11 protein-coding genes are annotated in these 12,249 nt (G+C 69.1%); 3 read left to right on the top strand and 8 right to left on the bottom strand.

Features of this window, described 5'->3' with window-relative positions; genetic code table 11:
- Positions 1–91 precede the first annotated feature (91 nt).
- Both CFB34_RS34185 and CFB34_RS34190 read left to right on the top strand, forming a co-directional pair.
- Positions 92–415, top strand: coding sequence for a TfoX/Sxy family protein (locus CFB34_RS34185; protein ID WP_089444112.1), 324 nt, complete (start codon positions 92–94; stop codon positions 413–415).
- An 89-nt stretch (positions 416–504) separates the two neighbouring features.
- Complete coding sequence (locus tag CFB34_RS34190) at positions 505–1,416, top strand: hypothetical protein (protein ID WP_089444113.1); 912 nt, start codon at positions 505–507, stop codon at positions 1,414–1,416.
- 26 nt (positions 1,417–1,442) lie between these two features.
- Here the strand turns inward: CFB34_RS34190 and CFB34_RS34195 are convergent, their stop codons facing one another.
- From CFB34_RS34195 to CFB34_RS34205, 3 genes are read right to left on the bottom strand one after another with little or no spacing between them, the layout of a single operon-like run.
- Entirely contained in the window at positions 1,443–3,620 is a 2,178-nt protein-coding gene (locus CFB34_RS34195) for a DUF4132 domain-containing protein (RefSeq protein ID WP_089444114.1), read from the bottom strand.
- A gap of 55 nt (positions 3,621–3,675) precedes the next feature.
- Entirely contained in the window at positions 3,676–4,998 is a 1,323-nt protein-coding gene (locus CFB34_RS34200) for a HipA domain-containing protein (protein WP_089444115.1), read from the bottom strand.
- Positions 4,991–5,572, bottom strand: a complete 582-nt coding sequence (locus tag CFB34_RS34205) for a helix-turn-helix domain-containing protein (protein ID WP_089444116.1) — start codon at positions 5,570–5,572, stop codon at positions 4,991–4,993. The genes CFB34_RS34200 and CFB34_RS34205 overlap by 8 nt, the downstream gene beginning before the upstream one ends.
- 609 nt (positions 5,573–6,181) lie before the next feature.
- On the opposite strand from CFB34_RS34205, the gene CFB34_RS34210 reads away from it, so the two are divergent.
- Positions 6,182–7,606, top strand: a complete 1,425-nt coding sequence (locus CFB34_RS34210) for a PLP-dependent aminotransferase family protein (protein WP_089429568.1) — start codon at positions 6,182–6,184, stop codon at positions 7,604–7,606.
- 142 nt (positions 7,607–7,748) lie between these two features.
- Here the strand turns inward: CFB34_RS34210 and moaD are convergent, their stop codons facing one another.
- From moaD to fdhD, 5 genes are all read right to left on the bottom strand, one after another.
- On the bottom strand, positions 7,749–8,006 hold the full coding sequence (gene moaD / locus CFB34_RS34215; protein ID WP_039342384.1) for a molybdopterin converting factor subunit 1: 258 nt from the start codon (positions 8,004–8,006) through the stop codon (positions 7,749–7,751).
- A gap of 52 nt (positions 8,007–8,058) precedes the next feature.
- Entirely contained in the window at positions 8,059–8,628 is a 570-nt protein-coding gene (locus CFB34_RS34220; RefSeq protein ID WP_089444117.1) for a molybdenum cofactor biosynthesis protein MoaE, read from the bottom strand.
- A gap of 46 nt (positions 8,629–8,674) precedes the next feature.
- On the bottom strand, positions 8,675–9,799 hold the full coding sequence (gene moaA, locus CFB34_RS34225; RefSeq protein WP_089444118.1) for a GTP 3',8-cyclase MoaA: 1,125 nt from the start codon (positions 9,797–9,799) through the stop codon (positions 8,675–8,677).
- A gap of 202 nt (positions 9,800–10,001) precedes the next feature.
- The gene (glp, locus tag CFB34_RS34230) at positions 10,002–11,216 is read right to left on the bottom strand and encodes a gephyrin-like molybdotransferase Glp (protein ID WP_089444119.1); all 1,215 of its coding nucleotides are present in this window, start codon (positions 11,214–11,216) and stop codon (positions 10,002–10,004) included.
- Positions 11,216–12,094, bottom strand: a complete 879-nt coding sequence (fdhD, locus tag CFB34_RS34235; RefSeq protein ID WP_089444120.1) for a formate dehydrogenase accessory sulfurtransferase FdhD — start codon at positions 12,092–12,094, stop codon at positions 11,216–11,218. Before fdhD ends, glp begins: the two co-directional genes overlap by 1 nt.
- Positions 12,095–12,249: the final 155 nt, after the last annotated feature.

Below are 12,249 nucleotides of genomic sequence, written 5' to 3' on the forward strand. Positions count from 1 at the left end.
ACGCGGGGATGACGCGCCGCAGCGTATCTGCCCAACAAGCGGAACGGTCTGGTGCACATTGCGGTCCTAAACTTTTTGCAAGGAGCGGCAGATGGCATCGAGCCAACGCACAGTCGATTTCATCGTCGAGCAGATGGCGGCGGCCGGCACGGTATCGGCGCGCAAGATGTTCGGCGAATACGGCATCTATTGCGACGGCAAGGTGGTCGCGCTCGTCTGCGACGATCGGCTGTTCGTCAAGCCGACGCCCGAAGGCCGCGCGTTTCTTGGCATGTGCGAAGAAGGCGCGCCGTATCCGGGCGCGAAGCCGCACCTCGTCATCTCCGGTGAGCGCTGGGACGATCGCGAATGGCTGTCGGCGCTGATCCGGATCACCGCCGCGCAGTTGCCGGTGCCGGTGAAGCGGAGCCGATAACGGCCCGTTCGCATGCGATGTTGCGCTGCGGCCAGGCGTATTCTGTGACACATGTGCGCGACCATCGCGCATCCGGTGGGAGCACAAGAATGAAGACATCCGGACATTCGCGCGGCACGTGGCGTGCGCGCCGCGCCCGGCACGCGCTCGTCGCGGCCCTGTGCGCGGGCTGGAGCGCGCTGTCGTTCGGCGCGGACGATGCGGCGACACTGCTCGAGCGTTACCGCAGCCTCGGCCCGCAACTGAAGGACAACGCGTTTCACCGGCCGCTGGTCCTCGAATCGGCGGAAGCGTCGTCGTCGCTGAAGGGCGACATCTACGCGGTGGTCGACTATCCGTACGCGGTCGTGAGCAGCCAGCTCGACGATCCCGCTCAGGGCCCCGCGAACTGGTGCGCGGTGCTGATCCTGCACCTGAACACGAAGTATTGCCACGCGTCGACCGGCAGCAACGGCCCGGTGCTCGACGTGAACCTCGGCCGCAAGATCCAGCAGAAGCTGCCGGACACCTACCGCGTGCAGTTCCGCTATCGCGTGGCGGCCGCGACGCCCGACTATTTCCAGGTCGACCTGACCGCCGACAGCGGCCCGATGGGCACGAAGGATTACCGGATCGCGCTGGAGGCCGTGCCGGTCGGCGCGTCGCGCACGTTCCTGCACCTGACGTATTCGTATGGCTTCGGCACGGTGGGCCGCATGGCGATGAAGACCTACCTCGCGACCGTCGGCAGCGACAAGGTCGGCTTCACGACCGTCAGCGGCGGATCGGCCGCGCAGCCGCAGTATGTGGGCGGCGTGCGCGGGCTGCTGGAGCGCAACACGATGCGCTACTACCTCGCGATCGACACGTATCTCGCGACGCTCGACAAGCCGCTCGACCAGCGCCTCGCGCGCTGGTTCGACGCGACCGAGCAGTATCCGCAGCAATTGCACGAGGTCGAACGCGGCGCGTATCTGCAGATGAAAGCGCAGGAGGTGCAGCGGCAGCAGGCGGTGCGGTAGGCGGTGCCTGCCGCCGCATCGCCGCCTCAGTCGAGCAACCCCGCGACCACATCGACGATCCGCTGCAGCAGCGCTTCGTCATAAGGCAGCCACGGCACCGCGCGCAGCGGCGACGGCGGCGGTTCGATCGAAGGTTCGACGGGTTCGCCGTCGCGCGTCACGCGCCCGGTCGCGCAATGCACCGACCACGCGCCGACGCGCACATGGCGTTCGTCGATCGTCACCCGGCCTTGCGCGATCGGATCCGAGAACACGAGCGCGAGCACCTGCTTGCGATGCCGCGCCATCGCGCCGAGCGGCAAGTCGGACAGCCGGTGCAGGCGCTGCTCGCGCTCGTGTCGCGCGGCGCGCTGGCGCACCGGGTCCGCCGGCGTGTCGGCCGCGCGCGTCGCTTCATCGTCGAGCGCGAAGGCGGCGACGCTGACGAGCAGGTCGACCGCGCGCGCCACCTCCGAGAACACGACAGGATCGATCTCACCGATCGGCGCGGCCACCCAGCGCCGCTCGTGCCTGCGTTCGACTTGCAGCCGGCCCGACGTGCCCTGGCCGTCCGTGCCCGGAAAGAGCCGCGCGGCGACGCTGAAGGTCGCGCGCACGTCGCCGAACTCGCGTGCGAGGCCGTCGTCGTACGCGCGGATCGACCAGCCTTCGCGGCGTGCGACGCCGAGCAGCGGGCGGCTCGCGAGGACATGACCTTCGAACATCGCGGAATGACTGTTCGCGGTGTCTTCGTCGGCCGGCACGTAGAACTCGCGGAACGCCTGCCGAACGGGCTGCCGGATCGCACGGCCGACGATCGCGCGCTGCCACGCGAGCCGCTCGTCCGCATCGGCCAAGAGCGGATGCCAGAGCCGGATCTCGCTGTCGGCATCGAGTTCGCACACCGCGCCGGCGGCGTCGCGCAGAACGATCTTGCCTTTCGCGACATCGGGCATGAACGAGACCGTCGCGCCGTCCCGCGCGCGTGCGTGCCAGATCGTGCGGGTCGAGAACGCGGCGCCGGCCGGCGCATCGACGAGGCGCTCGCGCCATTCGGCATGGGCGAGCGTCATCGACTGCCAGAAACCCGCTTCCATGCAGGTGGCGAGCATCGTGAGCTGCTTCTTGTCGGGCTTCGCGTCGAGCGTCATGCGCAGCGCGGTGTGCGGCCGTTCGCCGAGCGCGCGTTCGGCGGGCTTCAGGTTACGCGCGAGCTTCTTCTGCACGCCCGCGTGACGCACGGTGGCCAGCGCATCGCGCAGCGCACGCACGCTCTCGGGTGTCGGGATCGTCTCGACCGCGTGGCCGAGCGCGATCGCGAGCGATTGCGACGGCGCGGTTTTCGCGGCGGTCGGCGCGACGCACACGCCCGTCAGCAGCGGCCCGATCAGCGGGGGGAGCCACGGCGCGTCGCGATAGGCCGCGACGCGCGCCGCGCGCGCGACGACCTGCGCGTCGTCGGTCGTGAACGCGCGATCGGCCTGATAGGGGACTTCGCCCGCGTGAATCGCGGCGACGTGCCGCGCGGCTTCGGTCAGCGTGTCGCGCGCGAAGTCGACGTAAGCGGGTTCTTCCGCGAGCGTGACGGCCGGATCGTCGGCGTTGAACCACAGCCGCTTCGGCGCGAAATAGCCGTCGTTCGTCACGGCCAGCGCGAGCAGCGCGGCCGGCCCGAGTTCGGGCAGCACGTCGAGTTCGCGCACGCGAAACGGGGAATCGGCATTCGACTGCGCATACGCATCGCGCAAGGCCGTGATGTCGCGCCGGCCGGCGAACGAATGGAGCGCATATTCGCCGTACACGGAGAGTCGTTGCAGGCCGTCGTTCTGCGGTTCGCCGAGAATGCGCGCGAGTTCGGCCTGCAGTGCGGGCGCGGGCAGCGCGTCGAGACACGACAGTTCCTGTAACGCGCGCTGCCACGCGCCGGCCGGAATGTCGTGGAACAGTTCGAGCGCGGCTTCGGCATCGACGAGCGGCGCGAGCCCGAGTGCGTCGATCTGGGTGCGAAGCCAGCGCGCGAATTCGGCGCGCGGATCGTCGTACGCGTAGTCGTGCTGCGCGACGTGTTCCTCGGTGCGGCGCAGCGCCGGCCACACCGCGCCGAGCGCGTGCGCGTCGAGCGTCGACAGGTCGAGCGGCGCGCCGGTGAAGCGCGGGTGGTCGGCGCTGCCGGTCAGTCGAGCGACGAGCAGGTCGACGATGGGCGGCTGGACAGATTGGGTCATGAGGTTCGGCGGCCCTCGCGTGGCGGCATCGGATCGGCTTGGGTGGTGTTTGGCGTCAGCGTGGGCGCAGCCGCTCGACCATCTCGTGGATGACGATATGGCGGATCGCGCGCAGCAGGTGCATCTCGCCGCCGAGCGTCGCCGTGAGTTCGGGGCGGGCAGTCTTCATCGCGTCGTTGTCGGCAGCGATCTCGAGCAGCAGCGCGTCGGCCTGCGCCGGAATGCGAGCGAGCACTTCGTCGATGTGGCGCTGCGCGGTCGCGCGCGTCAGCCCGAGCGTCGCGCCGGCCTGGTCGAGCACGTCGCGCGTGAAATCCGCATAACGCTGCACACCCGCGACTGGCCGCGTGAATTCCGTCAGGTCCGGCCAGCGGCTGCGCGCGCTGTAAGTCGCGGTTTCGTAGACACCGTCGCACAGCAGGTCGTAGTGCGGCGCCAGCGCGAGCCCGCTGTCGGTGACGAGGAAGCTCAGATTCTTCAGGTGTGAATCGCCGTTGCCGACGACGATGCAGAACACGAGCCAGCGGAACAGGCGCAGGCGAACCGGTGCGGGCGCGCGGCACGCGTTGGCGAGCGTTGCGAGCGCGTCGAGCGACCAGCCCGTGTATTTCATCGTCGCGGGCAGGTTGAGCGCCTGGCAACCATCGATCGCGTGGCGTCGTTCGACGCCGGTATCCGTCTGCGCGCGGTCGAAGCGGCGGATCACGTACACGGGCGCCGGCACGTAGCGGCGCTCGACCTCGGGCACGTCGAGGCCGACGCGGCGCGCGAGCGTCATCACGAACCACTCGTTGATGACCGAATGCGGATAGTCGTGCGCGTGCGGATGATTCGGCTTCAGGATGTGCGTCGACACCGCCTGGCCGCTCGGCTCGAACAGCGCGCCGTCGCGCAGCACGACCGGCAGCTTGTGCTGCGCGCCGGCGAGCGACATCTTCTTCGGCGCGTCGTGCGTCAGCGGCACGGCAGGCAGGTGGCGGATGCGCGCGTCGAGTTCGGTATCGTCGAGCGGGCGCAGGCGCGTGTCCTCGTCGGCCGTGTCCGCCGGCAGGCGCAACGTCACCGAGCCGGCCGATTCGCGTCCGTAGTGCTCGAGCAGCGCGAACGCGTCGCCGATGTCGGGCAGGCCCGCGTCACGCGCCAGCAGCGCCCGCACCGATTCTTCCGGCAGCAGGTTGTCGAAATACCACTGGACGGGGCGGGTGGTCGCGCCGTCGCGCAGCACGCCTGCCTGCAGCGGGAGATGCGGGCTCAGCGCGAAGCGGGACGCCTGCGCGAGCCACGACGGCGCGTATTCGAACGCCCACAGATTGCGGTTTTCATGCAGCGTGCCGATCGATTGGCCGTCGATGGCGGCGACGAGGGTGCGCTCAGTCATGCGACGCGTCCTCGCCGGCGGGGCGCGCGTGGTCGGGCACGGTTTCACCGGCGTCTGTCAGCACGCGGCGCGCGATCTCGATTGCACGGGCCGAGGCCTGACGGCCAGCGTCGGTCGTCCTGATCCGCGGGCGGCGCGTGTCGTCCGTCCCCACGCCGGACGCTTCGGCTGGCGACAGCACGAGACGTGCGGCCGAGAGCACGCGTGCGGCCACGCGGGCGGGCGACGCGGATTCGGCGGCCGGGGCCGGGTGCGCGGCGTCCGCGCGCAGCAGCAGGCGCTCGGCCGCGCGCCGTGCACGCACGCCGGCCCGATGGCTCGCGCGCGCCGACTGGCGTTCGAGCAGTTCGTCGCTGGCGTCGGGAATGTCGACGACGACCCGAACGCCGAGCCCCTGCAGGATCTGGAACACCTTGGCCCACTGGATGGTGTCCGCGCCGCGCTCGGCCTTGACCATGAACGACTCGCTGACGCCGACGCTGCCGGCCGCGTCGTCCTGGCGCAGTTGCTGCACTTTCCGCGCGGCGCGGATCACGCCGCCGATGTCGGATGCCTGTTCGATCGTGTATCGCATGGTTGGGCCCTGCTACCGTTGCCGGCTCGGCAGGATGAAAACTGTGAGATCAAACAGTATTGCATCTCGATGGAAGAATTCAAGGGAAAACTGTGCGATCGACGAGTTTTGGCTAGTTGGCGATGGTATCGAACGAAAAACTGTTAGATCGAACAGTTTTTCATCTCCGAATGGCCGGCAACGTGTACCGGCTGCTCCGCGACCGCATGGTGCATTCGCGGTTCGTTGTCGTGCCTTCCCCGAAAGCCCCGCGCACCGTCCGGCGTCGCGGCGTGTGATTTGCCGGCATCGCGGCCCATTTCATAAGACGTACAGTTCCCCCGCAATGCGCGATGCGCGCCGAACTGTACTCTTGTTCGCGCGAACGATGTGTGTACTCGTCGCCAACTGTTCTGCTCTTAAGATTCCATCATCAAGTGCACAGTGCCGCGGATCCAGTCGCACCGGAACCCTGTCGGCGCATCTTCAAGAGAGAGCCAGTGCGATGGAAAAGGCAAAACCGGAGGGAAGGATCAGGAATCACGACGGCCCGGTCGGCGGGCGCAACACGCGCGTATCGGACGCAAACGGCAGGGCAGCCCAGCTGCGCCGCCCGGCGGGAGGTACGCGATGAAACTCTATGAAAAACTCGCGGACGACATCGAGCGCCTGATCCGCCAGGGCGTGTACCGGCACGGCGACCGGATTCCGTCGGTGCGGCAGGCGAGCCAGCAGCATCGGATCAGCATCACGACCGTGCTGCATGCGTATCTGTTGCTGGAAAGCCGCGGGCTGCTCGAAAGCCGGCCGCAGTCGGGCTATTTCGTGAACCTGCGACGCGACGACAGCCATGCGCCGGTGCGCGAGCTGCGCCCGTCGAAGCCGATCGCGATCTCGTCGTCGGTGGACGTGAGCCGGCTCGTGCTGTCGACGCTGCGCTCGATCGGCACGGACGACGCGGTGCCGCTCGGCTCGCCATACCCGGACCCGAGCCTGTTTCCGTTCGAGAAGCTGAACCGCTACGCGTATGCAGCCGGCCGCGACAAGTCGCTGTGGGGCGTGACGGACGGGCTGCCGCCCGGCCATCCGCGACTGATCCGGCAGATCGCACGGCGCTACCTCGAAAACGGGATGTCGGTGGATCCGAACGAGATCATCGTGACGGTCGGCGCGACGGAGGCGATCAACCTGTGCCTGCAGGCGGTCGCGAAACCGGGCGATACGATCGCGGTGGAATCGCCGACGTTCTACGCGATGCTGCACGCGATCGAACGGATGGGGATGAAGGCGATCGAGGTGGCCACGCACCCGGAATACGGAATCGATATCGCGGCGCTGGCCGCGATCGCGAAGTCGCAGCCGATCGCAGCGTGCATGGTGATGCCGAACTTCCAGAACCCGCTCGGCTTCCAGATGCCGGACGAGCGCAAGCGCGAGCTGGTCGAGTTCGCGACGAAGACCGGGATGCCGCTGATCGAGAATGGCGTGTACAACGAACTGTATTTCGGCGATGCGCATCCGAGTTCGTTGAAGTCGTATGACCGCAGCGGGATCGTGCTGCACTGCTCGTCGTTCTCGAAGAGCCTGACGGCCGCGTACCGGATCGGCTGGGCGCTGCCGGGCCGCTATCGTGACCAGGTCGAGAAGCTGAAATTCCTGAACACGCTCGCAACGCCGTCGCTGCCGCAGCTCGCGATCGCGGAGTTTCTCGAACGCGACGGCTACGAGCATCACCTGCGGCGCCTGCGCAAGGCGTATGCGCAGCAGGCGAACCTGATGCGCGCGATGGTGTCGCGGTTCTTCCCGGAAGGCACGCGCATCTCGAGCCCGGCGGGCGGGTACGTGCTGTGGGTCGAACTGCCTGCGCAGATCGACGCGATGCGGCTTTACCAGCTCGCGCTGGAGCAGGGGATCACGATCGGGCCCGGCTACATGTTCTCGATCACGGACAGCTACCGGAACTTCATCCGGCTGAACTACAGCAGCCCGTGGTCGCCGGAGATCGAGCAAGCCGTGATCACGGTCGGGAAGCTGGCGGCGGCGTGCATGCGGTGAGCGCGCGGTGTCTTGTACTTCAACGACGAAGCCGGCCGGGTGCCGGTTTCGTCATTTCGACGGCATGCCGCGGTGGCCGCGCGGAAGCCATCGCCGGCGGGGCGCTCGTAATCGCGTGCCCCGGAGGCTGGCCTGACCGAGGTTACCCGCCCGTCACCGGCGGGAAAAACGCCACCTCGCTGTCCTCCCGCACGACGAATCCCCCCGTCACCATTTCGAGATTCACGGCGGCCCGCACGGGCCGGTCCGTTCGCAGCGCTTCCGCGCTGCGCGCGTCGCGTGCGGCCAGCGTGTCGCGCAGCGCGTCGACGGTGAGTTCGCGCGCATCGATCTCGACGATTTCCTCGTCGCGCTCGAGTTGTTCGCGAATGCTTGCAAAGTATTTGATCGTCAGTTTCATTGCGTTGTCTTGAGAAGGAGCGGCGGAATCGGAAAGGGCGCCGTGCGCCCGCTCAGCCCCAGCGCCGCATCGCCTGGTCGTCGTGCGCTTTCGCCTCGACCCAGCCGGATACGCCGTCGTGGCGGATCTCCTTCTTCCAGAACGGTGCGTGGGTCTTCAGGAAATCCATCAGGAATTCGCACGCATCGAACGCGGCGCCGCGATGCGCGGCAGCCACCACGACCAGCACGACCGCCTGGCCGAGCGGAATGCGCCCGACGCGATGCACGATCCTGATCGTTTCGAGCTGCCAGCGCGCGCTGGCTTCCTCGACGATGCTCCACAGCGCCTGTTCGGTCATCGTCGGATAGTGCTCGACCTCGAGCGCGATCACGTCATCGACGTCGCCTTCGTTGCGCACGACGCCGAGGAAGTTCACGACCGCACCGACATTCGGATTGCGAACGATCGGCGCGAGCTCGGCGCCGGCATCGATCGACGCGTACTGCACGCGCACTTCGAAGCCGGCGGCAATCGACGGTGGCGGTTCGGGATGTGGGTCGGTCGCGTGGTCGGGCGCGGGGCTGCCCGCGTGCATCGGATCGTCCGGCAGCCCGGCACGGGATTCGGTGAAGCTCGTCATGACGATTCTCCTGTTGGCGGTGCGTCCTGGGTCGCGCGGCGGCCCCTCAGCCGCCGACGAGCGACATGCGCACGGTCGGATAGGTCTTGCCCGGCGCGCGGGCAGGCCGTGCGGCCCGGCGCTCGGAGTAGCGGTCGTCGCGGTGCGTCCAGCGCTCGCGCACGGCGGCGGCGAGGTCGGCGCTCGACGCGGCGTCGTCGAGCCACGGCCGCAGATCGGTGCCTTGCGTCGCGAACAGGCACGTGTAGAGCTGCCCGTCGGCCGACACGCGGGCGCGAGAGCAGGTGCCGCAGAACGGATGCGACACGCTCGCGATGAAGCCGACTTCGCCCGCGCCATCGATGTGCGCGCAACGGATCGCGGTTGCATCGTGCGCCGGTTCGCCGACGAGCACGAGCGGATAGTGTGCGTCGATCAGTTCGCGCATCTGCGCGGCCGGCATGACCTTGTCGCCGGACCAGAAGCTCGCGCCGCCGACGTCCATGTATTCGATGAAGCGCACGGCCACGCCGGTGTGCCGGAAGTGCCGCACGAGCGGCAGGATCTGGTCGTCGTTCACGCCGCGCTCGATCACCGCGTTGACCTTGACCGGCGCAAGCCCGGCCGCCTGCGCGGCCTCGATGCCGGCCAGCACGCGCGACACGGGCACGTCGGTGTCGCTCATCCGGCGGAACACCGCGTCGTCGAGCGCGTCGAGGCTGACCGTCACGCGCGACAGGCCCGCGTCGCGCAGCGTGCGCGCCTTCGCGGCCAGCAATGAGCCGTTGGTCGTCAGCGCGATCTCGACGGGCTTGCCGTCGACGGTCGTCAGCGCGGCGAGACGTTCGATCAACGCTTCGAGGTTGCGGCGCAGCAGCGGCTCGCCGCCGGTGATGCGGATCTTCTCGACGCCGAGCGACGTGAACGCACGGGCGATCTTTTCGAGTTGCGCGAACGACAGCCGCTCGGACGACGGCATGAACGCATAGTCGGCGCCGAAGCTTTCGCGCGGCATGCAGTAGCCGCAGCGGAAATTGCATTGATCGATCACGGACAGGCGCAGGTCGCGCAGCGGGCGGCCGAGCGTGTCGGACGTGCGGGGGAAAGCGCCGGGCGATGCGCCGCGGGACAGTGCGGCAGCGGCCGGCGCGGCGGAAACGATGGCATTCACGATCGGTTCGTCTGCCTGCAAGAAGTAAGCGGTGGGGCGTCGCCGGTCGGCCGTGCGTGTGCGGGTGGGCAGGCGCACGGCGCGTGACGAGCCTCATCGTGAGGATAGTCCGCGGGGTTTTCGCGGCAGGGACACAATCGCGCCCGAATTGCAGGGATACAGTTCGTCGTACGACCGGTGCGACGGCGAAGGCCGTGAATCGGGCGCGTGAGCGTCGTCGCGCTCATACGAGCCAGTGCGCGAATTCGTAATACGGTACCGCGTCGCCGCACACGATGCGCTGTCCGGCCGGCAGTCGGGCCAGCCCGCTCGCCTGCACGAGCGACTGCAGCGTGCCGGCGCCTTGCTGGCGCAGCGTGTCGAGCGCGGGCGTGCCGTCGAGGCCGACGGTGCAGTGCACGCGCACGAAGCGTTCGCGGTGCGGATCCGGTTCGAAGTCGGCGTCGATCGGCAGCGACGGCACGATCGGCACGCGTGCGTGGCGCCCTTGCAGGCGGCGGATCAGCGGCGCGACGAACAGCGTGAACGCGGTCATCGCGGCCCCCGGATTGCCGGGCAGCAACACCACCGGCCGCGCGTCGAGCCGGACGAGCGCCACCGGCTTGCCCGGCTTCATGCGCACGCCGGCCACGATGAACGACGCGCCGAGCGCGTCCAGCGCGGGGCGCAGCAGATCCTTGTCGCCGACCGACGCGCCGCCGACGCAGATCACCAGGTCGCAACCCGCGTGCAGATCGCGCAGCGCGCGATCGACGGCGGCCGCGGTGTCGGCCGCATGCAGGCGCATCGCGACCTCGGCACCGGTTCCCGCGACCAGCGCGGCGAGCATCGGCGCATTGCTGTTGTAAATCTGCTGCGGCGCACGCGGCTGCCCGCACGCGACGAGCTCGTCGCCGGTCGTCAGGATGCCGACGCGCAGCGCGGGGCGCACGTCGACGCGCGCGAACCCCTGCGCGGCCGCCACGCCGACGTGCATCGGGCCCATGCGCACGCCGGCCGGCACGAGCGGGTCGCCGGCGCGCACTTCCTCGCCCTGGCGGCGGATGTGCGAGCCGCTGCGCTGCGGCGCGTCGAACGCGACCCAGCCGTCCTGCTCGCGTGCGTGTTCCTGCATCACGACGGTGTCCGCGCCGGGCGGAATCACGCTGCCGGTGAAGATGCGTGCGGCCGTGCGCGGGGCCAGCGGTGCCGGCGTGTCGCCCGCATAGCAACGTTGCGCGACGTGCAGCGGCTCGCCGTGCGCAAGATCCGCGTAACGCACGGCGTAGCCGTCCATCGCACTCTGGTCGGCCGGCGGCTGGTCGAGTACGGCGATGAGCGGCGCGGCCAGCACGTGGCCGGCGGCTTCCTCGATCGGGACGGACGTGGTGGCGCCGAGCGGCGCGAACGCACTGGCGAAATGCTGCTGCGCGGTGTCGAAATCGGTCAGGGGTTTCATCAGGAAAGCGCCGGATGCGCTTGAGCGAGCGCGGGTTGATCGGGTTGAGAGGGCCGAGCGACGTCGGGCGACACGTACTCGACGAAGCCGTCGTTGCGGCAGAAGCCGACCAGCCTGACGCCGGCTTCGCGGGCGACGTCGATCGCGAGCGAGGTCGGTGCCGAGATCGTCGCGATCATCGGGATGCCGACCCGCGCGGCCTTGCGCACGAGTTCGTAGCTTGCGCGGCTCGACAGGAACACGAAGCCGTCGTGCAGGTTCGCGCGGCGCCGCGCGAGCCGGCCGATCAGCTTGTCGAGCGCGTTGTGGCGGCCGACGTCCTCGAACACGTCGAGCACGTCGCCGTTGCGGTTGCACCACGCGGCCGCGTGGATGCCGCCCGTCTCGCGCATCAGCGTCTGATGGGCCGGCAACGCGCGCGCGGCACGTTCGATCGCAGGTGCGCCGATACCGGCGGCCGTGCCGGCGGCGGCGATGCGCGGCGGGTGCAGGTCGAGCTGCGCGATGCTTTCGATCCCGCAGACGCCGCAGCCGGTGCGGCCGGCCAGCGCGCGCCGGTGCGCCTTCATCGCCATGAATGCCTGCTGCGACACGGTCAGGCGCACTTCGGCGCTGCCGGCACGGCATTCGCTTTCGATGTCGAAGACGTCCGATGCGCGCTCGACGATGCCTTCGCTCAGCGCGAAGCCGAGGCCGAACACGTCGAGGTCGATCGGCGTCGCCATCATGACCGTGTGCGCAATGTCGTTGAACACGAGTGCAACCGGCGTTTCCTCGACGACGCTGTCGACGGTGTCGCGCGCTTCGCCGGCACGGTGACGCGTCACCTGACACGCGGTGCTGCCGGTTGGAGCGTCGCGGCGGATGCAGGACTCCATGCGGTTTTCTCCAGGCGGATCGGCCGGCGGGCCGGCCGGGTCGGGCGCGTACGCCGGACCAGGGGAATCGAGAGGCTGCCGGGCAGCGCGGCCGAGGGGGGCGCGCCGTCGCTTCGGGCAGGCATTTCATGGGATGTTAAGGGGGATGACAGGCG

The organism is Burkholderia sp. HI4860, from assembly GCF_002223045.2.
In the GTDB taxonomy this organism is placed as follows: Bacteria; Pseudomonadota; Gammaproteobacteria; order Burkholderiales; family Burkholderiaceae; genus Burkholderia.

What these genes read in the sequence shown, in the direction of transcription:
- CFB34_RS34205 (WP_089444116.1), bottom strand. Translation starts at nt 5,572, where the DNA reads ATGCGATACACGATCGAACAGGCATCCGACATCGGCGGCGTGATCCGC.
- moaD (WP_039342384.1), bottom strand. Translation starts at nt 8,006, where the DNA reads ATGAAACTGACGATCAAATACTTTGCAAGCATTCGCGAACAACTCGAG.
- CFB34_RS34200 (WP_089444115.1), bottom strand. Translation starts at nt 4,998, where the DNA reads ATGACTGAGCGCACCCTCGTCGCCGCCATCGACGGCCAATCGATCGGC.
- CFB34_RS34220 (WP_089444117.1), bottom strand. Translation starts at nt 8,628, where the DNA reads ATGACGAGCTTCACCGAATCCCGTGCCGGGCTGCCGGACGATCCGATG.
- CFB34_RS34195 (WP_089444114.1), bottom strand. Translation starts at nt 3,620, where the DNA reads ATGACCCAATCTGTCCAGCCGCCCATCGTCGACCTGCTCGTCGCTCGA.
- CFB34_RS34210 (WP_089429568.1), top strand. Translation starts at nt 6,182, where the DNA reads ATGAAACTCTATGAAAAACTCGCGGACGACATCGAGCGCCTGATCCGC.
- glp (WP_089444119.1), bottom strand. Translation starts at nt 11,216, where the DNA reads ATGAAACCCCTGACCGATTTCGACACCGCGCAGCAGCATTTCGCCAGT.
- CFB34_RS34185 (WP_089444112.1), top strand. Translation starts at nt 92, where the DNA reads ATGGCATCGAGCCAACGCACAGTCGATTTCATCGTCGAGCAGATGGCG.
- CFB34_RS34190 (WP_089444113.1), top strand. Translation starts at nt 505, where the DNA reads ATGAAGACATCCGGACATTCGCGCGGCACGTGGCGTGCGCGCCGCGCC.
- fdhD (WP_089444120.1), bottom strand. Translation starts at nt 12,094, where the DNA reads ATGGAGTCCTGCATCCGCCGCGACGCTCCAACCGGCAGCACCGCGTGT.